Source organism: Magnetospirillum molischianum DSM 120 (assembly GCF_000294655.1).
Taxonomy (GTDB): Bacteria; Pseudomonadota; Alphaproteobacteria; order Rhodospirillales; family Magnetospirillaceae; genus Phaeospirillum; species Phaeospirillum molischianum.
The window spans coordinates 71,071-94,544 of sequence record NZ_CAHP01000023.1 but is presented as its reverse complement, the minus strand read 5'-3'; the positions used below and the strand labels follow the sequence as shown (position 1 = coordinate 94,544).

Annotated in this window: 26 protein-coding genes; 13 read left to right on the top strand and 13 right to left on the bottom strand. The window is 62.8% G+C overall.

Annotated elements, in window-relative coordinates; all coding sequences use genetic code 11:
- Positions 1–19: 19 nt before the first annotated feature.
- From PHAMO_RS11280 to PHAMO_RS11255, 6 genes are all read left to right on the top strand, one after another.
- The gene (locus PHAMO_RS11280) at positions 20–775 is read left to right on the top strand and encodes a hypothetical protein (RefSeq protein ID WP_002729475.1); all 756 of its coding nucleotides are present in this window, start codon (positions 20–22) and stop codon (positions 773–775) included.
- Entirely contained in the window at positions 776–1,591 is an 816-nt protein-coding gene (locus PHAMO_RS11275) for a M23 family metallopeptidase (protein ID WP_002729473.1), read from the top strand.
- 175 nt (positions 1,592–1,766) lie between these two features.
- Positions 1,767–2,144, top strand: coding sequence for a succinate dehydrogenase, cytochrome b556 subunit (gene sdhC / locus PHAMO_RS11270; RefSeq protein WP_002729471.1), 378 nt, complete (start codon positions 1,767–1,769; stop codon positions 2,142–2,144).
- A gap of 4 nt (positions 2,145–2,148) precedes the next feature.
- Positions 2,149–2,541, top strand: a complete 393-nt coding sequence (sdhD, locus tag PHAMO_RS11265) for a succinate dehydrogenase, hydrophobic membrane anchor protein (RefSeq protein ID WP_002729468.1) — start codon at positions 2,149–2,151, stop codon at positions 2,539–2,541.
- A 5-nt stretch (positions 2,542–2,546) separates the two neighbouring features.
- Positions 2,547–4,331 (top strand): succinate dehydrogenase flavoprotein subunit, encoded by a 1,785-nt coding sequence (sdhA, locus tag PHAMO_RS11260; protein ID WP_002729466.1) that lies wholly within the window; start codon positions 2,547–2,549, stop codon positions 4,329–4,331.
- 25 nt (positions 4,332–4,356) lie between these two features.
- Entirely contained in the window at positions 4,357–5,139 is a 783-nt protein-coding gene (locus tag PHAMO_RS11255) for a succinate dehydrogenase iron-sulfur subunit (protein WP_002729464.1), read from the top strand.
- Between the two features lie 84 nt (positions 5,140–5,223).
- Here the strand turns inward: PHAMO_RS11255 and PHAMO_RS11250 are convergent, their stop codons facing one another.
- Complete coding sequence (locus tag PHAMO_RS11250) at positions 5,224–5,658, bottom strand: hypothetical protein (protein WP_002729462.1); 435 nt, start codon at positions 5,656–5,658, stop codon at positions 5,224–5,226.
- A 163-nt stretch (positions 5,659–5,821) separates the two neighbouring features.
- Between PHAMO_RS11250 and PHAMO_RS11245 the strand changes: the two genes are divergently transcribed.
- A complete protein-coding gene (locus PHAMO_RS11245) occupies positions 5,822–6,754 on the top strand; it encodes a DHH family phosphoesterase (protein ID WP_002729460.1) in 933 nt (310 codons plus the stop codon).
- A gap of 316 nt (positions 6,755–7,070) precedes the next feature.
- The gene (locus tag PHAMO_RS11240; RefSeq protein WP_002729455.1) at positions 7,071–7,817 is read left to right on the top strand and encodes a PhoH family protein; all 747 of its coding nucleotides are present in this window, start codon (positions 7,071–7,073) and stop codon (positions 7,815–7,817) included.
- A 155-nt stretch (positions 7,818–7,972) separates the two neighbouring features.
- Here the strand turns inward: PHAMO_RS11240 and PHAMO_RS11235 are convergent, their stop codons facing one another.
- The 4 genes from PHAMO_RS11235 to PHAMO_RS11220 form a co-directional block, all read right to left on the bottom strand.
- Positions 7,973–8,206: a hypothetical protein gene (locus PHAMO_RS11235; RefSeq protein ID WP_002729452.1), complete on the bottom strand. Its 234-nt coding sequence runs from the start codon at positions 8,204–8,206 to the stop codon at positions 7,973–7,975.
- 230 nt (positions 8,207–8,436) lie between these two features.
- A complete protein-coding gene (locus PHAMO_RS11230) occupies positions 8,437–9,105 on the bottom strand; it encodes an SDR family oxidoreductase (RefSeq protein WP_002729450.1) in 669 nt (222 codons plus the stop codon).
- A 39-nt stretch (positions 9,106–9,144) separates the two neighbouring features.
- Entirely contained in the window at positions 9,145–9,519 is a 375-nt protein-coding gene (locus PHAMO_RS11225) for a RidA family protein (RefSeq protein WP_002729448.1), read from the bottom strand.
- A 112-nt stretch (positions 9,520–9,631) separates the two neighbouring features.
- The gene (locus PHAMO_RS11220) at positions 9,632–10,012 is read right to left on the bottom strand and encodes a DUF1491 family protein (RefSeq protein WP_155801724.1); all 381 of its coding nucleotides are present in this window, start codon (positions 10,010–10,012) and stop codon (positions 9,632–9,634) included.
- A gap of 120 nt (positions 10,013–10,132) precedes the next feature.
- On the opposite strand from PHAMO_RS11220, the gene PHAMO_RS11215 reads away from it, so the two are divergent.
- Complete coding sequence (locus PHAMO_RS11215) at positions 10,133–11,119, top strand: 2-hydroxyacid dehydrogenase (protein ID WP_002729446.1); 987 nt, start codon at positions 10,133–10,135, stop codon at positions 11,117–11,119.
- A 139-nt stretch (positions 11,120–11,258) separates the two neighbouring features.
- On the opposite strand, the gene PHAMO_RS11210 is transcribed toward PHAMO_RS11215, so the two are convergent.
- Entirely contained in the window at positions 11,259–11,789 is a 531-nt protein-coding gene (locus tag PHAMO_RS11210) for a Spy/CpxP family protein refolding chaperone (RefSeq protein WP_002729445.1), read from the bottom strand.
- Between the two features lie 174 nt (positions 11,790–11,963).
- Between PHAMO_RS11210 and PHAMO_RS11205 the strand changes: the two genes are divergently transcribed.
- A complete protein-coding gene (locus PHAMO_RS11205) occupies positions 11,964–13,307 on the top strand; it encodes a tetratricopeptide repeat protein (RefSeq protein WP_002729444.1) in 1,344 nt (447 codons plus the stop codon).
- 53 nt (positions 13,308–13,360) lie between these two features.
- The gene (locus tag PHAMO_RS11200; protein ID WP_002729441.1) at positions 13,361–14,356 is read left to right on the top strand and encodes a complex I NDUFA9 subunit family protein; all 996 of its coding nucleotides are present in this window, start codon (positions 13,361–13,363) and stop codon (positions 14,354–14,356) included.
- A 62-nt stretch (positions 14,357–14,418) separates the two neighbouring features.
- Here PHAMO_RS11200 and PHAMO_RS11195 read toward each other — a convergent pair whose 3' ends face one another.
- From PHAMO_RS11195 to PHAMO_RS11180, 4 genes are read right to left on the bottom strand one after another with little or no spacing between them, the layout of a single operon-like run.
- Positions 14,419–15,771, bottom strand: coding sequence for a TldD/PmbA family protein (locus PHAMO_RS11195; protein ID WP_002729440.1), 1,353 nt, complete (start codon positions 15,769–15,771; stop codon positions 14,419–14,421).
- 26 nt (positions 15,772–15,797) lie between these two features.
- A complete protein-coding gene (gene folD / locus PHAMO_RS11190) occupies positions 15,798–16,688 on the bottom strand; it encodes a bifunctional methylenetetrahydrofolate dehydrogenase/methenyltetrahydrofolate cyclohydrolase FolD (RefSeq protein ID WP_002729436.1) in 891 nt (296 codons plus the stop codon).
- Positions 16,685–17,014 carry a DUF167 family protein gene (locus PHAMO_RS11185; protein ID WP_002729435.1) on the bottom strand — a complete coding sequence of 110 codons (330 nt, stop codon included), beginning with the start codon at positions 17,012–17,014 and terminating at the stop codon, positions 16,685–16,687. Before PHAMO_RS11185 ends, folD begins: the two co-directional genes overlap by 4 nt.
- A gap of 4 nt (positions 17,015–17,018) precedes the next feature.
- Positions 17,019–17,321: a YggT family protein gene (locus tag PHAMO_RS11180; protein WP_002729434.1), complete on the bottom strand. Its 303-nt coding sequence runs from the start codon at positions 17,319–17,321 to the stop codon at positions 17,019–17,021.
- Between the two features lie 142 nt (positions 17,322–17,463).
- On the opposite strand from PHAMO_RS11180, the gene PHAMO_RS11175 reads away from it, so the two are divergent.
- Both PHAMO_RS11175 and PHAMO_RS11170 read left to right on the top strand, forming a co-directional pair.
- The gene (locus tag PHAMO_RS11175) at positions 17,464–18,912 is read left to right on the top strand and encodes a TrkH family potassium uptake protein (RefSeq protein WP_040566869.1); all 1,449 of its coding nucleotides are present in this window, start codon (positions 17,464–17,466) and stop codon (positions 18,910–18,912) included.
- A 13-nt stretch (positions 18,913–18,925) separates the two neighbouring features.
- Positions 18,926–20,374: a TrkH family potassium uptake protein gene (locus tag PHAMO_RS11170; RefSeq protein WP_002729431.1), complete on the top strand. Its 1,449-nt coding sequence runs from the start codon at positions 18,926–18,928 to the stop codon at positions 20,372–20,374.
- Between the two features lie 4 nt (positions 20,375–20,378).
- Here the strand turns inward: PHAMO_RS11170 and PHAMO_RS11165 are convergent, their stop codons facing one another.
- The 3 genes from PHAMO_RS11165 to groES all read right to left on the bottom strand — a co-directional run bounded on the left by PHAMO_RS11165 (position 20,379) and on the right by groES (position 23,355).
- Positions 20,379–21,185, bottom strand: a complete 807-nt coding sequence (locus PHAMO_RS11165) for an undecaprenyl-diphosphate phosphatase (protein ID WP_002729429.1) — start codon at positions 21,183–21,185, stop codon at positions 20,379–20,381.
- A 216-nt stretch (positions 21,186–21,401) separates the two neighbouring features.
- Positions 21,402–23,042: a chaperonin GroEL gene (gene groL / locus PHAMO_RS11160; protein WP_002729425.1), complete on the bottom strand. Its 1,641-nt coding sequence runs from the start codon at positions 23,040–23,042 to the stop codon at positions 21,402–21,404.
- A 25-nt stretch (positions 23,043–23,067) separates the two neighbouring features.
- The gene (gene groES, locus PHAMO_RS11155) at positions 23,068–23,355 is read right to left on the bottom strand and encodes a co-chaperone GroES (RefSeq protein ID WP_002729422.1); all 288 of its coding nucleotides are present in this window, start codon (positions 23,353–23,355) and stop codon (positions 23,068–23,070) included.
- Between the last annotated feature and the right edge of the window lie 119 nt (positions 23,356–23,474).

Sequence of the window (23,474 nt, the reverse complement as noted above, 5' to 3'; positions counted from 1 at the left end):
TCATAGATGGATATTCTCCGTGCCGATTCCAGCCTCGGCCGAGGAGCAGGAGGCATTGCTCCAGGCCATTATCCAAAAAATACCGTCTGTCGAAGACCCAGATCGTCTGCGCGAGGTGACCCTGGCCGCGTTGGCTTTGCTGCTCCGCCGTCCCACCGACCGGGATTTGCGTGCCGAATTGACACGGCGAATCGATACCATTATTGCCGGACTCAGCCGGATCACGCCTCAGTCCCGGCACGCCGAGATGCGCGATGCCGCTCGCCACTGCCTTCATGTGCTGCGAACGGCGCGCGAGCGTCGTTTGTCGCGTGCGGCCGAGGCTGCCTTGGCTGCTAAACGTGCTTCCGCACGCTCCATGGCGGCGACCAACTCTCACCATCGTGCTCAGGCGGGGTATGCTGTGGCGATCGCTGGGGGGATAACGGTGATGGTGGGAGGATTGCTGTGGATCATGGCGTTGCGTCCAGCGGCTCCGCCGATCGCTGCCGAACCCGCCCGCCTCGTCGAACAGATTCTCGCTGCCGCTCAGGGCGAGGTTCCCCCCACCCATATCTTCGGCGGCGCGCTGCGGCGGACAACTCGGGGCGATCTGCCGGTGGTGGTTGCCGAAGCGGTGCCGCCCCGATCCTGTGCCGCCGCCGGTTGGGCGTTGGTACGCAAGGGAGTGCTGACCATCAACGGGGTGACTCCCAGCCGTCCCTCGGCGGCTCGTATCACCGATCTGTGTAGTCGTAGCGATGGTGATGCCACCATCCAGTGGATGCCGAAATAGATGATGATCCATATCGTTTCCGTGCTGCTTCTTTTGCTGGTGTCGATTCCGGCTTGGGCTGGGATGACGCTTGACGGTCGAGCCGAACAGGGTGGCCTGCTGCTCGGTCGTGTCGAACCGGGAGCTACGATCCGGCTTGACGGCAAGAATGTTCCGGTCGATGGCGCGGGGCGCTTTCTGATCGGTTTTGGCCGAGACGCGGCCTCCGAAGCGGGTCTGGAGATCCGTCATGCCGATGGCGGCGTCGAGTCCCGCACTCTTGCCATCGCGCCCCGCGCTTGGATCGAACAAAGAATCGAGGGGCTGCCTCAGGCCAAAGCCGCGCCGAACCCGGTGGCCCAGGCCCGTATCCGGGCCGAGGCGGCGACGGTCGCCGCGCTACGCGAGCGGGTCAGCCTGGATGACGGCTTCGTTGGCGGTCTGATCCGTCCCGCCGATGGTCCGATTTCCGGCGTGTTCGGCAGTCGTCGTGTTTATAACGGTGCTCCCGGCGCACCGCATTCCGGCCTCGACATCGCCGCGCCCTTGGGAGCACCCGTTCGGACTGCTGCGGCCGGAACCGTGATCCTGGCCGCGCCCGATCTGTTTTTGACCGGGCGCACCGTGATGGTCGATCACGGTCTCGGTCTGATCACCAGCTATGCGCATTTGTCGCGGATCGATGTCGCTGAAGGAGAGCATGTTGCCGCCGGACAACATCTTGGGGCTATCGGCGCATCTGGCCTTGCGACCGGTCCACACCTCCATTTCGGGGTGTCTTGGCAGGATCGTCGCCTCGACCCGGAAACCGTGTTAGCGGTTCTGCCAGGCCGATAAGGAAGACTGCTACCCTTTCGGGTGGTGCCGAACCCCTCTCTCGGGTGGGAATTCCTGCCGGAAAGTGTGGTTAGCGTCGTTGACTTGTCTGACGCAAGTGGATAAACAATTTCCCCATTGTCGCTCGGGGCCGGCTCCGGCCCCAGGGAATCTCCGCCATTCTGGGGCTTATGCCATGACGAAGCGCGATCGGCCGCTTTCCCCTCATCTTCAGATCTACAAGATGCCGTTCACCGCGGTTCTGTCGATCAGCCATCGCATCACCGGCGTGGTGATGGCGGTCGGCACGCTGGTGCTGGCCTATTGGCTGGCCGCGGCCGCTTATGGCCCCGATGCCTATGCTACCGCCCAGGCGGTGCTGGGATCGGTTCCCGGACGGCTTTTGCTGTTCGGCTGGTCGGTGGCGCTGTTCTATCACCTGTGTAACGGCATCCGGCATATGTTCTGGGATGCCGGCATGGGGTTCGAGATCCGCGATGCCGTCAAGTCGGGTTACATCACTGTCGGTGCCGCCCTGGCTCTGACGATTCTGGCGTGGGCTATCGGAGTTTAAGAAAATGGGATCGGACGTCAAACTCAGATCTGCCCTGGGCCGTGCCCGTGGCCTTGGCTCCGCCCGCGAAGGCGTCGGTCACTTTTACGCCCAGCGCGCCACTGCGATCGGGATGATTCCTCTGTCGCTGTGGTTCGTTGTCTCGGTGATCGGGCTGACCCATGCCGATTACGGCACTCTGCGGGATTGGGTCGGTCAGCCGCTCAATGCCACCTTGTTGTCGCTGACCGTGCTGACGGCGATGTATCACGCCCAGCTTGGGGTTGAAGTGGTGATCGCCGACTACGTTCATGGCGAGACGCTGAAATTCACCCTGTTGACCGCCTCGACGATGGCCGCCTTCCTGCTGGGCGCCGCGATGGTGGTTTCGATCCTGAAAGTCGCTGTCGGAGTCTGACGCCTATGCCCGCCTATAAAATCATCGACCATACCTACGACGTGGTGGTCGTCGGCGCCGGCGGTGCCGGTCTTCGCGCTACCATGGGAATGGGCCAGGCTGGCTTCCGTACTGCCTGTATCACCAAGGTGTTCCCGACCCGCTCGCACACCGTCGCGGCCCAGGGTGGTATCGGTGCCGCTCTCGGCAATATGGCCGACGACAATTGGAAGTGGCATATGTACGACACCGTGAAGGGGTCGGACTGGCTGGGTGACCAGGATGCCATCGAGTATATGTGCCGCGAAGCGGTGCCGGCCGTGCATGAACTGGAACATTTCGGCGTTCCGTTCTCTCGCACCCCCGAGGGCAAGATCTATCAGCGCCCGTTCGGCGGTCACATGTCGAATTATGGCGAGAAGCCGGTGCAGCGCGCCTGCGCCGCCGCCGACCGAACCGGCCACGCCATCCTGCACACGCTGTATCAGCAGTGCCTGAAGCATTCCTGTCAGTTCTTCGTCGAGTATTTCGCCCTCGACCTGATCATGGACGACGACGGTTCGTGCCGTGGCGTGATGGCTTGGAATCTCGACGACGGCACTCTGCATCGTTTCCGCGCCCATCAGGTGGTGCTGGCGACGGGCGGTTATGGCCGTGCCTATTTCTCCTGCACCTCGGCCCATACCTGCACTGGCGACGGCCACGGTCTGGTTGCCCGCGCCGGTTTGCCGCTTCAGGACATGGAATTTGTTCAGTTCCACCCGACCGGCATCTATGGCTCGGGCTGCCTGATCACCGAGGGCGCGCGCGGCGAGGGCGGGTATTTGACCAACTCCGCGGGCGAGCGCTTCATGGAGCGTTATGCTCCGACCGCCAAGGATCTGGCCTCGCGCGACGTCGTGAGCCGGGCAATGACCGTCGAAATCCGCGAGGGTCGTGGCGTCGGCAAGGAAAACGACCACATCTTCCTGCATTTGGAGCATCTGGGAGCCGAGACGCTGGACCTGCGTCTGCCCGGTATTTCCGAGACCGCGAAGATTTTCGCTGGCGTCGATGTCACCCGCGAGCCGATCCCGGTGTTGCCGACCGTTCACTACAACATGGGCGGCATTCCGACCAACATCCATGGCGAGGTCTTGCGCCCGACCCAGGCCAACCCGGACGCAACGGTTCCCGGCTTGATGGCGATTGGCGAGGCGGCCTGTGTTTCGGTTCACGGTGCCAACCGTCTCGGCACGAACTCGCTGCTCGACATCGTGGTGTTCGGCCGTGCCGCTGCGGTGCGGACCGCCGAGACCCTGAAGCCGGCCAGCTCGCACAAATCGCTACCGAAGGGTGCGGGTGAGCAGGCGGTGGCTCGTTTCGACCGGCTGCGCAACGCTAACGGTTCGCTGACCACCTCGGAAATCCGTCTGACGATGCAAAAGACGATGCAGAACGATGCTGCCGTCTTCCGCACAGCCAAGACCCTGGCCGAGGGTGTCGAAAAGATGAACGAGGTGGCCGCCTCGTTGTCGCAGATCAAGACCAACGACCGTTCGACGGTGTGGAACTCCGATTTGGTCGAGGCGCTGGAGCTGGAAAATCTGATGGATTGCGCCCAGGCGACAATCGTGTCGGCCGAAGCCCGCCACGAAAGCCGTGGTGCCCATGCCCACGAAGATTATCCCGAGCGCGACGACACGACGTGGCTGAAGCACACCCTGGCCTGGGTCGAGGACGGCAAGGTGCGGCTGGATTACCGTCCGGTCCATACCTATACGCTGACCGACGAGGTCGAGTATATCAAGCCGCAGAAGCGCGTGTACTGACGGCACAGGGAAGGAGATACGGAACATGGTCGAAATCGCCCTGCCCGCCAATTCACGGGTCCAGCCCGGCAAGACCGTCGCGGCTCCGGCCGGGGCCACGCGGGTCAAGCGCTTCAACATCTATCGTTACGATCCGGATTCGGGGGCCAATCCCCGGCTGGACACGTTCGAGATCGATCTGGACGCGTGCGGCCCGATGGTTCTCGACGCTTTGCTGAAGATCAAGAACGAGATTGACTCGACGCTGACGTTCCGTCGGTCTTGTCGCGAGGGTATCTGTGGCTCCTGCGCGATGAATATCGGCGGGGCCAATACCCTGGCCTGCCTGAAGCCGATCGCCGATATCGAAGGCGACGTCGCGATCTATCCGTTGCCGCACATGCCGGTGGTCAAGGATCTGGTCGCGGATCTGTCGGTACCCTACGCCCAGCTTGCTTCGGTGCGGCCATGGATGCAGACGCAAAGCCCGACTCCGCCGGACAGTGAACGCCTGCAAAGCCCGGAAGAGCGCGAATTGCTCGATGGCTTGTGGGAGTGCATCCTGTGCTTCTGCTGCCAGACCTCGTGCCCGAGTTATTGGTGGAACGGCGATCGCTATCTGGGGCCGGCGGTGCTGCTCCAGGCTGCGCGTTGGATCTTCGATTCTCGCGATGAAATGACGGGTGAACGCCTCGATACGCTGGAAGATCCCTTCAAGCTTTATCGGTGCCATACCATCATGAATTGCACTCAGACGTGCCCCAAGGGCCTGAACCCGGCCCGCGCCATCGGCGCGATCAAGGGCAAGCTGATTGAACGCCGGGCCTGATCGGTCCGATCCTTCGTTCGCGTTTCCGCCCGCTTTCGGTTCCGAAGGCGGGCGGTTTCGTTTTCGGGGGATGAATCCGCAGCCTTAGGGCGATTCGGGAGCTGGAGCCGGTGCCGGAGTGGTCTTCGCCGGATGAGTCTTGCGCCACGTCGTGACCGCCTCTTCCTCGAACGGGTTGACGTAGGAGCCGTCTTCATTCCGCATCGCCGGATCGATGCAGGCATAAACCGCCAGATGCGGCACCGTCATTCGGCATTGCCAGCGCTGAGTATAGCTCAAGACCGCCGTCAGTCCCCATTCAGTACAGGCTTCGGCCGCCAGCAGATCGCGTTCGGCGGGGAGGGTGTCGCTGGTATAGCAAACATTCACAAAACCATTGTACCCGGCCCGCTTTGGCTTCGGTACGGTTGGGGTGTTGTAGAGGTTGTTTCTGTCGCGTTCGACGAATGGCTCGCCCAAAGAACAGGCGGCCAGGGACGTCATGGCGGCGACCACAAGCAACGGTCGGAACAGGCGCATCAGTGGTTGGTTCCCGACAGGAGACGGCCACTCCTTCTACCCCATGCCGGGGCGGTTGGGAACCGTTCCCACCGATCGGGTCTGGGTGGTTGTGTCGTCCCTGTGGCAAAGCTATATCTTTTACATCGCTTTATCCCGGTGACGGGCAACCAAGGGGGAACCGATGTCTGAAGGCAGTAAGCACCGTCTGGTGACTCGCAGCGATTTCGACGGCTTGGTTTGTGCCGTACTGTTGCGTTATCTTGATCTGATCGACGAGATTAAATTCGTTCATCCCAAAGACATGCAGGATGGCGTGGTCGATATCGGGTCTGGCGATATCACCACCAATCTTCCGTATGTCGAGGGGGTTCACCTCGCCTTCGATCATCACCTGTCCGAGACCCTGCGGGTCGGCAAGCACGATAACCACATCATCGATCCCGACGCGCCATCGGCGGCGCGGGTGGTGTTCGATCATTTTGGCGGCGCGGCGCGCTTTCCCGCGATTTGGGCCGAGATGATGGCGGCGGTCGATCAGGCGGATTCCGCACGCTATAGCCTCAGCGACATCATTAATCCGGGCGGTTGGGCCTTGCTCAATTACGTGATGGATGCCCGCACCGGGTTGGGGCGGTTCCGCGATTTCCGGATATCGAATTATCAGTTGATGATGAATCTGATCGATTACTGCCGGAATCATACCATCGACGATATTCTGACGCTGGACGACGTTCGTGAGCGCACTGATGTCTATTTCGGTCATCAGGAACAGTTCAAAGATCAGATCCGCCGCTGCGCCCGTGTCTACCGCAATCTGGTTGTGCTCGACTTGCGGGGGGAAGAGATCATCTATGCGGGGAACCGCTTTATGATCTATGCGATGTTCCCGGACACCAACATCTCGATTCATGTCCTGTGGGGGCTGAAGAAGCAGAACACCGTCTTCGCGATCGGCAAATCGATTCTAAACCGCAGCGCACGGACCAATGTTGGCGAGCTGTGCCTGCGCTATAACGGTGGTGGCCACGCTAACGCCGGGACATGTCAGGTTGAAACCGGGCAAGCGGAGCGGGTTCTGGCCGAGTTGATCTCCCGGCTCAATGCCGATGGCTGAAGGGGCTGTGTCCCTCTAGGAATAGAGCGGGAGGTCGATCTTTCCTCGACATGTAGATGTTACAGTGTTGTGACCCGCTCTCTTCTCGGTCGACAGGCCGTCGCACGATTCGATACAGTTTAACCGGGGCGCAGATCCGTTATGGAGGAGTTCGCCGGTGTTTTCCCGCCAGAAAAGGGAACCCATCCTCTCCACTGTCGTTCCGCCGAGTCTCGGCGAAGCGCGCTCTGCCCGTCTCGCCTCGAACAGGGGCCTCCCGATACCGGGAGGCCCCTTTTTCTTTGCCCGAACCGATATAGCAGCGAAGGAGTCCCAGATGGCCAAACGTGCCACGCGGAGCGCCGCGAGCAAGATCGAGTCCGTCGTTCCCCTGTATCCCGAGGCGCATCGGGACGAGTCTGATTGGACTCCGCTTCCCGATGACGGCGACCGCGACCAGAGCTATCGCCGTACGGTGCGTCCTCGGAGTGACAATCAGCAACGGCTGGTTCAGGCAATTCAGGGCAGTACGCTGACCGTGGCTTTGGGACCGGCCGGAACCGGAAAGACCTATCTGGCGATCTCGGCGGCGGTCGAAGCGTTTGAAGCCGAGCGGGTGGCGCGGATCGTCTTGTCGCGTCCGGCGGTCGAGGCGGGCGAAACCCTGGGCTTTCTGCCCGGCGATTTACAGGAGAAAATGGCACCATATCTGCGCCCGCTTTATGACGCTCTCTCCGACCGGTTGGGCGGCAAGCGATTGCGCAGCCTGCTGGCCGACGGTTCGATCGAGATCGCACCGATTGCCTATATGCGGGGGCGGACGCTAAACAACGTCTTCATCGTCATCGATGAGGCGCAGAACTGCACTTATGGGCAGATCAAGATGCTGCTCACCCGGTTGGGTTGGCATTCGACGATGGTGCTGACCGGCGATCCCGACCAGAGCGACTTGCTGCCGGGATTGTCGGGTCTAAGCGATGTCGCCGCTCGTCTGCGCAATGTGCCCGATGTGGCTGTCGTCGATCTCAATGAAAGAGATATTGTCCGTCATCCGCTCGTCGCCAGCATGCTGACGGTGCTGTGACCGGGTAGTGGCTCGGGAGCGTAAAATGACAATCCGCGCGGGACGGCGTCTCGCGCGGGTAGGGCGCTATCTTTAGGAAACGCCTAGGGACGTCAACGGAACGGAATCCGAAGGCGTCCCTTGATCAGCCGTAAAAACATGGGCGCTCGTGACGCTCAGACGAGAACATCGCCGCCGGATTTTTCGACTTCGTTAATCGTCTTGCCTTCAGGGGTGGTCGCGACAGCTTCGGCATATTGGAGAGCGGTTCGTGATGGCACCTGAAACTGCAACTGACCAGAGGTCTGGTCACGAAATTGCAGGATGGCCGTCCCTGTGCCCGTGTCGAATCCGACGATCGGGCTGGTATAGGGCGGGCCACCGGGAGGGGTTAGTCCATCCTGGGACACAGTGCTCGCCGTCTGTCCAGATCCAGCAGAAGACGTGTCGGACTGAGCGGTCGTGCTGCGGGCTGGCGTTGTGTCTCGAGAAGCAGCCGATGTCGGGGGCGATACGGTTGAGAAGTCCATTCTGGCACCTATCGACTAAGAGGTTCTTCGGAACCCATTGGAGGAGATAATGGCAGATCGGTCTGTCAACCTCAAGGCAAATTGCCCCCCAACCTCGACTTCAGCCCTGGTTACCAGGGGAGGCGAGATCCATCAACGTGGATAAACGCCCCCGAATCTGCCGCGCTTACGTCGAGCAAGGCGCGACGCAGCCCCGCCACCGCTTCGGCCGGAGCCAGCGGAGCGGCCGGGCCGCCCATTTCGGTTCGAACCCAACCGGGCGACAGTGCGACCGGAACGATCCCGCGCTCGGCCAGATCGACCGAAAGGGTCTTGATCACCATGTTCAGGGCCGTTTTCGACGCACGATAGGCATAAGAGCCGCCCGAAACATTGTCGGTGATCGATCCCATCATCGATGACAGCACGGCGAACAATTTGCCTCCGGTCAGGTGCCCGGCAAATGCCTGAGCGACCAGCAGTGGCGCGACGGTGTTGACACGGTAGACTTCGATCAGGTCGGCGGGATCGATCTCGCCGAAGTTCTGGTTGGCTCCGTAGATGCCGGCGTTGTGGATCAACAGATCGATCGGAGTGCCATCAAGCGCCGCCGCCAGCCGTTTGATCGAAGAGGGGTCGCCGATGTCGCAAACATAAATTTCGGCACCGGCTTCCGAGGCCGCCCGGCCGCTCAAGGGATCGCGCACGGTGGCCAGCACCCGCCACCCATCGGCGGCATACTGACGGACGAATTCCAGCCCGAGACCCCGGCTGGCACCGATAATCAGAAGTGTGGCCATGCGTGCGCGCTCCTTTTCTGCTCCGTGTCCCGAAGTTTATCAGGATTTCAGAGCGGTGACTTCAATCTCGACCTTCATCTTGGGATCGACCAGACCGGTGACGACGGTGGTGTTGGCCGGACGGACGCCGCGGAAGGCCTCGCCCAGAACTGGCGCGATCAGCTCGAAGAAGCCAGCTTCGGTGACGAAGGCCCGCACGCGGACGACATCCTTCAGCGACGCGCCCGCCTGGGCCAGCGCCTGGGCGATGGTGTCGAGAGCCTGACGGGCCTGTTCGGCAACGTCGTCGGAGATCTCGCCGTTTTTATAGCCCGAGGTGCCGGACACGAACACCCACGGGTCCTGAGCGACGGCGCGAGAGTAGCCGGCGACTTCTTCGAACGCGGAGCCGGAGGAAATCAGCTGACGGGTCATGATCTGTCCTTAAAGGTGTGGAAGAAGCGAACGCGGCGGGAGCGCTCCCGACCGCCGGAGGCTGACGGGCCTCCCCTGGGTTCATACCCGATTTGTCTCGGCGGGCAAACGGTCACCCCGCCAAAATATGGTCGAGAAAGGGCACCCGACCCTCACGATCCTCGACCTCGATCACCCAAAGGTCGGAATCAACGTCACGCTGGCGGGAGATATAGGATTCGGCCGCGGCTTCCTCGACCGGCAAGGCACCCGTGGCACGCAGCCATCCCGCTCGCCCGGCACCGTCGCGGACCTGGGTGAACACTTCACAACCGTCTGGTCCCCGATTTAGCTTGATCAGAATCGCTCCGGCGTCGTCGTCGCCATGGCGCGCAACCATCGCCACAATCCCCAATGTGCCGCACTGGCGGATCGCCGCCTGGACCCAAAGCCGCGCTTTCAGCCTGGGTTCCGGTTCGGCTGTCGGGATGTCATCCCGGCCACGTCCCGCCATCCGCATTGCTGTCTCTCCCGTTTGTTGGTCGATCTGATCGTAGGCTTTTCACGGGACGCTGGACAAGGGAACCTCGAGTTGTTAGGCGTGAAGGTAATAGGTCCCGTGAGGAGAGCCGAAATGTCGAACAGGAAGCCCATCGTCGTCGTCACCCGCAAGCTGCCCGATCCGATCGAGACCCGGATGATGGAGCTGTTCGACGCACGTCTCAATCACGACGACCGGCCGATGAGCCGGGCCGAACTGATTGAGGCGGTTCGCGACGCCGACGTTCTTGTCCCCACCGTTACCGACCGCATTGATGCCGCCGTTCTGTCCCAAGCGGGGCCGTCCCTGCGGTTAATCGCCAATTTCGGGACCGGCGTCGATCATATCGACCTTTCCACGGCGCGAGCGCGGGCGATCACCGTCACCAACACCCCCGGCGTTCTGACCGAGGACACGGCCGACATGACGATGGCGCTGATCCTGTCGGTGCCGCGTCGTCTCGCCGAGGGCGAGCGGCTGATTCGTTCGGGAACCTGGACCGGCTGGAGCCCAACCCAGATGCTGGGGAACCGCATCTGGGGCCGACGGTTGGGAATCGTCGGCATGGGCCGGATCGGTCAGGCGGTGGCTCGCCGCGCCAAGGCGTTCGGGATGGCGATTCATTACCACAACCGGAAACGGGTTCATCCCGACATCGAAGCCGAGTTGGAAGCCACCTATTGGGAAAGCCTCGACCAGATGTTGGCGCGGATGGACGTGATCACGATCCATTGTCCGCACACGCCGGCGACGTTCCACCTGTTGTCGGCGCGGCGGCTCGAATTGTTGCCGAAGCATGCCTATCTGGTGAATTGCTCGCGCGGCGAGATCATCGATGAGAACGCCCTGACCAGGATGCTGGTGCGGGGCGATCTGGCCGGAGCCGGTCTGGACGTGTTCGAGCACGAACCGGCGGTCAATCCCAAGCTGCTTGCGCTCGACAATGTTGTGTTGTTGCCACATCTCGGCTCGGCGACGATGGAAGGCCGCATCGATATGGGCGAGACGGTGTTGATCAATATCAAGACATTCACCGACGGCCATCCTCCCCCCGATCGGGTGCTCGCCTCGATGTTCTAGAGCCGCTTCCATTTGAGTGGAAAAGGCTTCGGGTCTGTTTGAAAAAAGACTCCCCCGGATCGGGCAAATCCGGGGGAGTAAGAGGCGCCTGCCGCCTCGGGCGGGAGGGAAACGAAGGAGCAGGCGCCAGAGGGGGGACTTACCGCGCCTCGCCGCTTGGCTGTTGCGGGGCGGGATTGCCGGGCTGGCCGGGGCCACGATGATGGCCGGGGCCGCCAGGGCCTCCATGACCGCCGTGGACGGTCAGGACTTGATCGGCGATGGTCTGCTGGGCCGGGGTGAGGGTCTGGTAGAACCGGGTCAGCGCCGGAACCGACCGCTTCAACGCTTCGACATGGGCCTCGGCCTGTTTCAACTGACGATCCAGCCGCGCGGGCAGGGCGGCGGCCTGGTCGGGCTGATCTTTGCACAGCGCCCGCAGCGGTTCGTGCGCGGCCTTCAGCGCGTCGGCAAGGCGGCGGAAATCGTCCTTTTGGGCCGGGGTCAGGTTAAGCTTCACCTCGACGAAGGCCAGATGAGCCGCCTGTTTGGCGTCCATATCAGCGCAGAACCGGGGGGCCAGATCGACGGAAGCACCGCGTGGCACCGAGTCGGCGTGGGCGGCGCCGATGGCGGCAGCCAGAGCAACGGCCAGGACGGCGGCGGGGATCAGTTGGGGACGCGGTTTCATCGAACTCACCTTCGGTTGGGGGCGTCTGATGAAGTGGTTTTAGGCTCTGGCGGTAACCCAACGATGTCGTCTTCGGCAACAAAGGGTAACCATCGGTAACGGGGGCTTGCCGCATTCGAGCGGTTCGGCCAATACTCGCCGCAACCTTATCGAGAATGTGAGGTTGTGAGCGCGATGGGAAATATCCCGGAGATCGACGCGAAAGAGCGCTACGAATCCGCGCTGACGGCGCTGAAAGCCGGGGATCTTACGCGGGCAGAGAACGAACTTGCCCAACTTGTCCGGTTGGACCCCAACCGGGCGGTTGCGCACGGCGATCTGGGGGTGTTGCTGCGGCGGCGCGGTCTTCCTGCCGCCGCCGCCGCTTGTTATCGCCGGTCGTTGGCGCTGGCTCCCGACCGGGCCGCGACTTTGTCCAATCTCGGCAATGCTCTCCGCGAATTGGGGCGGTTGGACGAGGCCGAGGTGGCGCTGTCGCGGGCGGTTGAACTGGAACCTGATTCGGTCGGCTTTCGTTACAATCTGGCTTTGCTGTTGCGGGATCGTCGCCGCCCGGAAGAGGCGTTGGCGATGATGGAGCCGTTGCTGGAGCTTCAGCCCGGCAATGCCGAGATCGAGTGGGATATCGCCCTGACCCGGCTGTATCTCGACGATTTTCACCGTGGCTTTGCCGGATACGAAGCCCGCGAGAGGCTGCCGCGCACGCTTCACCGTGTTTTTCCGGGTGAACGCTGGCGGGGAGGTTCCGTGGCAGGACGGACGGTGCTGCTGGTTTCGGAACAGGGCTTCGGCGATGCGCTGCAATTCGTCCGCTTCGTGCCGATGCTGTCGCGCCTCGGAGCGAGGGTGGTGCTCGAATGCCTGCCTGAACTGAGTGAATTGTTCGGCACACTGCCCGGACTCGCCGCCGTGATCGCGAAAGGAGACGCGCCGCCGCCTTATGACCTGTGGGCCCCGATGGCGAGTCTGCCGCATCTGCTGAGGGTCGGCGTGGCGGATCTGCCCGGTCCTTGTCCCTATTTGACCGCGCCGCCAAGGTCTGGCCCGCAGCTACCTTTGCCGCAGGGAGTACGCCGAACCGCCGGTCTGGTCTGGGCGGGCAAGACCAATCCGCGCGATCGTTCCTGGCCGTTGGAAGCGTTGGTGCCGTTGTTGTCCGATCCGTCCATCGGCTGGGTCAGTCTTCAGCATGGTCCGCGTGGAGCCGATCTGACCCGCCTGGGAATCGATCGTCTGGTGATCGACGCCGTGCCCGCGCTGACCAGCTTTGCCGATACTGCGGCGCTGATGGCGCGGCTTGACCTGATCGTTACCATCGATACCGCAGCCGCTCATCTGGCCGGAGCGTTAGGGCGGCCAGCCTATGTCTTGCTGCGCCATGTCTCGGACTGGCGCTGGGGCGACGTCCGCGACGATTCGCCCTGGTATCCGACGTTGCGGCTGTTCCGCCAGTCCGATCCTGACGATTACGCCGGGCCGGTGGTGCGGATTGCCAAGGCTTTGACGGGTCATGGTTGATTTTTCGCGGAATGCCCCCACCTGAAGCTGGTTAATTCCTGGAGGAAAAAACGATGGTGCGTCGGTTGGTCACGGTATTCGGAGGCTCGGGCTTTCTCGGCCGGGCGATAGTCCACCGTTTGGCCGGACGCGGCTGGGCCGTGCGGGTCGCGGTGCGTCATCCCTCATCCGCCGAGTTCCTATTGCCGATGGGCGAGGTCGGCCAGATTTCGTTGGTCCGCGCCGATATCGGTGATGTTGCTGCCGTCACCGCCGCTGTGGCCGGAGCCGACGCGGTGATCAACTTGGTTGGGATTCTAACCGAGAGTTCTCGCCGCACGTTCCAGGCGGTTCACGCCGACGGTGCGGCCAATATTGCCGGTGCCGCCCGCGATGCCGGGATCAAAGCCTTTGTTCAGATGTCGGCGTTGGGGGCCAGCGCCAGGTCCGACGCCGCCTATGCCCGCAGCAAGGCGGCGGGCGAAGCGGCGGTGCGTGACGCCATCCCCGGTGCGACCATCTTGCGTCCGTCCGTGGTGTTTGGTCCTGACGATGACTTCTTTAATCGCTTCGGCAAGATGGCCGTGTTGTCCCCGGTGCTGCCGGTCTTCACCGGCGACGGTTACCGTGTCGTGTGGAACGGAGCCCGGCCGTCGCTTGACCTGTTCGGCACCGGCGGGCCGCGTTTTCAGCCGGTTTATGTCGGCGATGTCGCCTCTGCCGTCGCGGCTGTTCTCGACGATCCTGCCCTGGCGGGACGAACCTACGAACTGGGCGGTCCTGCCGTCTATTCGATGAAGCAGATCATGGAACTGGTGTTATCGAGTTCAGGATTACACCGGCGCCTGCTGCCGTTGCCGATGGGGATCGCGATGACCCAGGCACGAGTGTTTGAATACCTGCCGACGCAGCCGTTGACCCGTGATCAGGTGCGGATGATGCGGGTCAACAACATCCTGACCGGGGACGAGCCGGGCCTGGGTGAACTTGGAATTACCGCCACGCCGGCCGAAACGATTCTGCCTCACTATATGCGCCGCTATGGGCCGGCCAAACGTGCCGAAAGCTGAGACGGACGTGTTCGAAGCGATCGTGGGGGCGAAAGCTCCCACTCTCGTTCGATCATCCTCAATTACCGTCCGGCAATGGTCAGTCCGTCGATGCGCAGAGTCGGGCAATCGATGCCGTGGCGCAGTTCGAGATCGTTGGCAGGGGTCAACTCGCGGAACATGTCCTTGAGGTTTCCGGCGATGGTGACCTCGGCGACGGGGAACGCCAATTCGCCGCCCGAGATCCAGAAACCGGCGGCTCCGCGCGAATAATCGCCGGTGACACCGTTGACTCCCTGACCGAACAATTCGGTGATGTAGAAGCCGTCGGTGATGTCGCCGATCATCTCGGCAGGCGTGATCGCACCCGCATCCAGATAGAAATTGCTGGCGGAAGGCGAGGGCGGAGAGCCGGTAGACCGGCTGGCGTGCCCGGTGGGGGCGAAGCCGAGCTGATGGGCCGAGCGCAGATCGAGCAGCCAAGTGGTTAGAATCCCGTCTTCGATCACCGCTCGGGCGCGGGTCGGCAGCCCTTCGCCGTCGCAGGGGCGCGAACGCAGGCCGCGGCTGCGATGCGGATCGTCGATCACCCGGACGCCGGGAGCGAAGACCGGCTGGCCCAGTCGGTCCTTCAGGAAACTGGTGCCACGAGCGACCGACGCGCCGTTGATTGCACCGGCCAGAGTCGCGAGCAGACCTCGGGCAACGCGCGGATCGAAGATCACCGGCACTTGCCGCGAGCTGACTTTGCGTGCACCGAGACGGCGGATGGTCCGTCGAGCGGCTTCGGCTCCGACATCCTCGGGGGCGCGCAGATCGCTGAGATAGACCGCTCCGGTATAGTCGTAATCGCGTTCCATCCCGCTGGCTCCGTCACCGGCCAGGACGGCAACCGACATCGAAGCGTGGCTGACCTGATACTCGAACGACAGGCCATTCGAGGCGCATAGCGCGACCCGAGATCGGCCCCAGCCGGAATCGGCACCTTCGGAATTGGTGATTCCGGGGGTGGCGCGGGCGATGTCCTCGGCGCGGCGGGCCATGTCGATCAGTCCCTCGGCGTTGGGCTCGGATGGATCGAACATATCGAGGTCTGGCAGATCGCGGGCCAGTTCCTCGGGCGTTGCCAGTCCGCACCACGGATCCTCGGGGACGATGCGGGCCATCGCAACGGCGCGTTCGACCAACTCGTCCAGGGCGGCGGGCGAGCGGTCGGACGAGGAGACGAATGCTTGCTGGCGACCGATCAGGACGCGCAGGCCGACATCGCCGCCTTCGGATCGTTCCAGCCGTTCCAGCGTTCCCAGCCTCAAGCCCACCGACAGCGAAACCGAATCGATCAGAACCGCGTCGGCCTCGTCGGCTCCGGCGCGGCGGGCGGCGGCGACAAGATCGCCCAACAGATCGAGTGGGGCCGGAATCTGGGGACCGGGCATAGGGAAACCTCCGCGATCAGCAGCGTTTAAAGCGACTTGTCGAGGGCAATGCGGTGCTGGCGGGCACAGGCCACCAGGGTATTGCGCAGCAGGCAGGCAATCGTCATCGGGCCGACACCGCCCGGAACCGGAGTAATCGCGCCCGCGACCTTGACCGCTTCGTCAAAGGCGACGTCGCCGACCAGGCGGGAGGTGCCATCGGGATTTGCAACTCGGTTGATGCCGACATCGATCACGGTGCAGCCGGGTTTCAGCCAGTCGCCCCGGATCATTCCCGGCTTGCCGACGGCGGCGATGACAATATCGGCGCGCCGCACCACGTCGGGCAGGTCGCGGGTGCGGGAATGGGCGACTGTGACGGTGCAGCTCTCGCGGATCAGCAATTGCGCCATCGGCTTGCCGACGATGTTCGAGCGTCCGACGACCACGGCGTCAAGCCCCGACAGATCGCCCAGATGGTCGCGCAGGAGCAGCAGCGAGCCGAACGGAGTGCAGGGGATCAGTGCTTCGCCGCCCGAGGCGAGGCGGCCGACATTGACCGGGTGGAAGCCATCGACATCCTTCGCCGGGTCGATCGCCTCGATCACTTTCTGGGCGTCGATCTGACGGGGCAGGGGCAGTTGGACCAGGATGCCGTGAACCGCCGGGTCCTTGTTAAGACCGGCGATCAGGGTCAGCAATTCGTCTTCGGGGGTATCGACCGGCAGCGTATGGACAAAGGATTCCATACCCACTTCGACGGTGCGCTTGTGCTTGGTGCGGACATAGACCTGACTGGCCGGATCTTCGCCCACCAGCACCACCGCCAAGCCGGGCGTGATGTGGCGCGTCTCGCGCAGGGCATGGACCTCGGAGGCGATGCGGTCGCGCAGGCCAGCGGAAAAGCGGTTGCCGTCGATGATCGTTGCTTCAGTCATGGTTGTTCGGCCATCCATAGATCAAGGCGTTGCCGCAAGTCTTCGGCATCGCCGGAAATCAGAACCACCTTGCGGCGGTCGGTCGTGCCCTGGACGATATCCATCGTCGTGCGGGGCAGCCGCCACGTCTTGGCCAAAAGTTTGACCAAGGCGGCGTTGGCTTTGCCGTCTTCGGGCACGGCGGTGACCTGAACCTTCAGGACCGCATGCCCATCGGCTTCGACGGCAACCCCCCGCACCTGATCGCGCGAGGATTTGGGCGTCAGCCGAATCGAGACGCGGAGCCCGCCAGACGCGGCGGTGAAGGGCGAGGCTCCGGCACTCACGATCTTAGAAGGCGATGGAGAAGCGAAGCTGTTCCAGCACCCGGATCAGGAAATACAGCACCAGCCACAGCACGATCGGCGACAGATCGACCGACCCCAGATCGGGCAGGACACGGCGCAACGGGCGCAGCACCGGCTCGGTCAGGCGCGACAACACGGTCAAAAGCGTGCGGACAGTGGAATTATAGGTGTTGACGATTCCGAACGCCACCAGCCAACTTACCACCACCGCTGCCAGAACGACGTACCAGTACAGGTTCAAGGCCAGGATCACGACCTCGATCGCGGCGGCTAAAATCGCGTGCATTGCCAGCATCCCTCAGGCAGTTCTCGTCACCGCCAACCCTAGCTGTAGCCGCCCCGGCTGGCAAGCGCGCGCACGATTCTCTGGACAAGCGCCCGCTTTCGGGGTCAAGAGTCGGGCGTTCGCGCGTGCAATGAGAGATAGTGTGATCGATTTTCGGCCAGTTTTGTTCGTCAATGGGCTGTTGCTGCTGGTTCTTGCGGTTGCCATGCTCTTTCCTGCCGTGGCTGACGCGGCGGCGGGCGATCCCGATTGGGCGGTGTTCGTCATCTCAGCCGCCGTGACCGCGTTTTTCGGATTGGCGCTTGGTTTCGGTACCCGTCCCGCGGGCCGCATCACTCTGTCGGCCCGGCAATCCTTCATGTTGACGGTTATCGGATGGAGTTCGACCTCCGGTTTCGCCGCGTTACCCTTTGCCTTTTCCAACCTGGGGCTGACGTCTACCGATGCCGTGTTCGAGGCGGTCAGTGGGCTGACCACCACCGGAGCGACGGTGATGCTCGGTCTCGATCACGCCCCTCGCGGTATCTTGCTGTGGCGGGCGTTGCTGAACTGGTTGGGCGGGGCGGGGATCATCGTGATGGCAGTGGCGATCCTGCCCGCTTTGCGTATCGGCGGGATGCAGGTGTTCCGGATGGAAACTTCGGACAAGACCGAACGAGTCGGTCCGCGCATCCTTCAGGTCGCCGGGGGAATCGGGGTGGTCTATGTCGTCTTCACCGTCTTGACCGCGCTCGGATTCTGGGTCGCCGGGATGGGGCGGTTCGATGCGATGTGCCACGCTTTGTCGGCGGTCTCGACCGGAGGATTCTCGACCTCGGACCTGCGGCTGGCCCATTGGGGCGCCGATGTGCAATGGGTGGCGGTCGCGGCGATGCTGGTCGGCGGGTCCAGTCTGGTGCTGTGGACCGGCATGGGACGGGCGGCGCGGACCAGTCTGTTCAAAGATGCTCAGACGCGCTGGTATCTGATGTTCATCGGCGGGTTTTCCGGTTTGCTGGCACTGTGGCAATGGACGGTCAATGACATGCCTCCGGCGGCGGCGTTGCGCCATGCCGCTTTTTCGGTCACGTCGATCGTCTCGACCACCGGGTTCGCCTCGACTGACTGGAGTGCGTGGGGTGGCTTTGCTCACGTCGTGTTCTTCATTCTGTTGTTTATCGGCGGCTGCACCGGGTCTGCTGCCGGTGGAATCAAGATTCTGCGGTGGGATTTGTTGTTCTCCATCACCTCGGCTCATATCGGACGATTGCTCTACCCCCATGGGGTCTATGTGATCCGGTACAACAACGATATGGTGGCCCCGACGATTCTCGATTCGGTTCTCGGCTTCGTTGTTCTGTATTTCCTTACCTTTGCCCTGTTCGCGGTAACTCTGTCGGTGGTGGGGGTCGATTTTGTCACGGCTCTGTCCGGCTCGGCGGCGGCGCTTGCCAATGCCGGTCCTGGGATCGGCGACGTGATCGGGCCGATGGGCAGCTATCGCCCCCTGCCCGATGCCGCTAAATGGATTCTGGCGCTTGAAATGATGATTGGACGGCTGGAACTGTTCATCGTGGCGGTTTTGTTCTCCCGCAGCTATTGGCGGGAATAGGGGAGGGAGGCCGATGATCGACGTCCGTCCCGTCCTGCGCCTGATTGGCCAGTTGTTGTGCGCCCTGGCGGCGGCGATGCTGCTGCCTGCCGCGCTTGACGTTCACGACGGCCATGCCGAAGCGCGGGTGTTTGTCGTTTCGTCCGGGGTGACCCTGTTTTTCGGTCTTGCCCTGGCCTTGGGAATGAATGCTCCCCGGTGTGGCTGGACCACGCGGCAGATCTATCTGGCCGTTGTGTTCGGGTGGTTGGTTCCGGTGCTGTTTGCGGCGCTGCCCTTTTTCTTCGGTCCGCTGGCGCTTTCGGTTCCCGATGCGTTGTTCGAGGCGGTCAGTGGCCTGACCACCTCGGGCGCGACGGTAATCACAGGGCTGGACCGCGCTCCACGCGGCTTGTTGCTGTGGCGGGCGCTGCTGAACTGGTTGGGGGGGCTGGGCGTTATCGCGATGGCGGTCGCGGTGTTGCCGCTGTTGGCGGTCGGCGGGATGCAGATGTTTCGTCTGGAAATGCCCGGTTCGGCCGCGCGGGCGATCTCGCGCGGGCGGCGGATCGCAACCGTGGTGTTCTTTGCCTATGCCTGGTTAACCCTGCTGCTGGCTCTGCTGCTGTGGCAGGTCGGTTTGGGCGGGTTCGACGCTTTGGCTCATGCCCTGTCCACGTTGTCGTCGGGAGGGTTTTCAACCTATGACACTTCGGTCGGTCACTTCCGCAACCCTTCCGCTGAAATCGTCCTGACCATCGGGATGGTTGCCAGTGGATTGCCGTTCTTGCTGTTCTATCGTTTGGCGCGAGGCGAAAGCGGTGCTGTTCTGGCCGATAGCCAGATCCGCTGGTATCTCTCCCTGCTCGGACTCGGCATGCTGGGGGTGAGCGCCTGGCTGTGGATCAGCGTCAATTTGACGCCCACCGATGCGGTGCGTCACGGTACGTTCACCGTCGCCTCGGTGATGACCGGGACCGGGTTCTACACCCTTCCCTATGGCGGGTGGGGCGGAATGCCGGCGATGATCTTATTCTTTCTGGCCTTTGTCGGCGGCTGCGCCGGATCGACCTCGGGTGGGCTCAAGGTCTTTCGTCTGCAATGCCTGTTCACCGATGCGGTAATGCAATTGCGTCGGTTGTTGCGTCCGAACGCGGTGCTGATCGCGACCTTCAACGGTCGTACCGTGCCCGAAGACGTGTTGGAATCGGTGATGGGATTCCTGTTCGTCTATGCGCTGGCCTTTGCGCTGCTCTCGATGGCGCTGGCCTTCCTCGGGCTTGATTTTGTCACCGCGGTCAGCGGTGCCGCCTCGGCCCTGGCCAATCTCGGTCCCGGCCTGGGCGGCAGCATCGGTCCGGGGGCTACCTATGCCGCCTTGCCTGATGCGGCGAAGATGCTGCTGGCAGCCGGGATGCTGTTCGGGCGGCTGGAAATCTTTACCGTGCTGGTGCTGTTCGTGCCGACGTTCTGGCGGCAATAGTCGATCACCCCAGCGATGACAACAGCGCGATACCCAGCGCGACCAGCCCAACAACGATTCGGGCGACCGCCAGAGGTGCGTAAGTATGGCGATCGACCCAGGCCATCATCGCCGCGATGGCCGTGAACGCGATCATTCCCGCCGCGATCGCCGCGATTTGGAGGTCGGCCGACAGGATCGGTTGAGTGTGTCTGGTCAATTGCCACAGGCTGACGGCGACGTAGCCGAGAATTAGGGGGATCGCGAGCAATAGCGAGAAGCGGGCGGCTTCGCGCCGTTCCCATCCCATCAGGCGCGCGGTGGCGATCGTGATGCCGGTACGCGACACGCCGGGGAACAGCGCCAATGCCTGGACCAGCCCGAGTCCGGCGGCGAAGGAAATGCTCAGGTGCTCGACCCGCCTCACCGTCACTCCCAGCCGATCGCAGACGAGTAGGATCACTCCGCCGAGCAGGATCAGGATCGAGGCTAACACTGGCCCGATCAGGTCGGCGGTGGGAGCGGCCAGAAACCCACCCAGCGCCGCCGCGGGCACCGTTCCGGCCGCGACATGCAACATCAGCCACGATCCGGCATCGGGCTTGCCTTTGGCCAGCCGCCATAAGCCGACGACCATCGCCAGGACATCGCGCCAGAAATACAGCAGCAATGCCACCAGGATTCCGCAATGAGTCGCAATCGACAACGCGGCGCGTCCATCGTCGCTGCCCACCAGACCGGGCAAGACCGCTAACGGACCCGAAGCTCCGATAGGTAGGACCTCGCCGAGACCCCGGATTAGGGCAACGGTTAAAACATCCAGCAAAGTCAAGGGGCTGTCTCCCTCTACGGCCTTGGCTTCTTATATCACCGGGGCGAAGGTGCCGGAAGAGATACCGTACAGGCTTTCAACCGACGGGGCACGAGACGCGGGATTCATCCGATCGAGTCGCATTCCCTGTTCTTTGAGAAGAGGCGGGCAACGAAAAACCCCCCTCCCACGAGGGGAGGGGGGCCAATCGACAGTCTCGATTCGAAGGCGTCGGACTTAGAAGTCCATGCCGCCGAAATCGCCGCCGCCAGCGCCCGGCATGGCCGGAGCTTCCTTCTTCGCCTTTTCGACGATCAGGGCCTCGGTGGTGACCAGCAGGCCAGCGACCGAAGCGGCATCCTGCAGGGCGGTGCGAACCACCTTGGTCGGATCGATGATACCGGCGGCGATCAGATCGACGTACTCGCTGGTCTGAGCGTTGAAGCCGAAATTCACGTCCGACTGCTCAAGCAGCTTGCCAGCGACCAGCACGCCATCGACACCGGCGTTGTCGGCGATCTGCCGCACCGGAGCCTGGAGGGCGCGGCGGACGATCTCGACGCCCACCTTCTGATCGGCGTTGTCGGGGTTGACGTTCGCCAGAGCCTTGATCGAGTGCAGCAGGGCGACGCCGCCACCGGCGACGATGCCTTCCTCAACCGCGGCGCGGGTGGCGTGCAGGGCGTCATCGACGCGATCCTTGCGCTCCTTCACCTCGACTTCGGACGCACCGCCGACCTTGATCACCGCAACGCCGCCAGCCAGCTTGGCCAGACGCTCTTGCAGCTTCTCACGGTCATAGTCGGACGAGGTCTCTTCGATCTGGGCGCGGATCTGCTTGATCCGGGCTTCGATCTCGGACTTCTGGCCGGCACCATCGACGATGGTGGTGTCTTCCTTGGTGATGGTGATGCGCTTGGCGGTGCCGAGATCGTTGATGGTGACGTTCTCGAGCTTAATGCCCAGATCTTCGCTGATGACCTGACCACCGGTGAGGATGGCGATGTCTTCCAGCATGGCCTTGCGGCGATCGCCAAAGCCCGGCGCCTTGACGGCGGCGACCTTCAGACCACCACGCAGCTTGTTGACGACCAGGGTGGCCAGAGCCTCGCCCTCGATGTCCTCGGCGATGATCAGCAGCGGGCGGCCGGACTGGACCACCTGCTCGAGCACCGGCAGCAACGGCTGCAAGCCCGACAGCTTCTTCTCGTGGAGGAGAACGAACGGGCTGTCCAGCTCGACGGTCATCTTCTCGGCGTTGGTGACGAAGTACGGGCTGGTGTAGCCACGGTCGAACTGCATGCCTTCGACGACTTCGAGCTCGGTGTCGAGACCCTTGGCCTCTTCAACGGTGATGACGCCTTCGTTGCCGACCCGCTCCATCGCTTCGGCGATCTTCTTGCCGATGTCGGCTTCGCCGTTGGCGGAGATGGTGCCAACCTGGGCGATCTCGGCATTGGTCGAAACCTTGCGCGAACGCGACTTCAGGTCGGTGATCACGGCGGCGACGGCGAGGTCGATACCGCGCTTCAGGTCCATCGGGTTGATGCCGGCGGCAACCGACTTGGCGCCTTCACGGACGATCGCCTGGGCCAGAACGGTGGCGGTGGTGGTGCCATCGCCGACCAGATCGGCGGTCTTCGAGGCGACTTCCTTGACCAGCTGGGCGCCCAGATTCTCGAACTTGTCGGCCAGCTCGATTTCCTTGGCGACGGTAACGCCGTCCTTGGTGATCCGCGGAGCGCCGAACGACTTCTCGATCACGACGTTACGGCCCTTCGGGCCGAGGGTCACCTTCACCGCGTCGGCGAGGATGTCAACGCCGCGCAGCAAACGGGTGCGGGCGTCGGTAGAGAATTTGACTTCCTTGGCAGCCATTTTTCTTAAACCTCTAATATCGAAATTAGGCGAGAATGCCGAGAATGTCCGATTCCTTCATGATCAACAGGTCCTGCCCGTCGATCTTGACTTCGGTGCCCGACCACTTGCCGAACAGCACCTTGTCGCCAGCCTTGACGTCCAGGGCGGCAATCTTGCCGTCTTCGCCGCGAGCGCCGGGGCCGACGGAGACGACTTCACCCTGCTGGGGCTTTTCCTTGGCGGTGTCGGGGATGATGATGCCGCCAGCGGTCTTCTCTTCGGATTCGAGGCGCTTCACCACCACGCGATCGTGGAGCGGTCTGAAAGTCATGGGTCTGAACCTCCGTTTGGTCTTCGCCGTGAAGGCGACTCAACAGTTTTGATTGGTCGAGGGGGCGCTGTTAGCACTCCTCTCCAACGAGTGCTAACCATCTAAGGGCGGACCCCGTT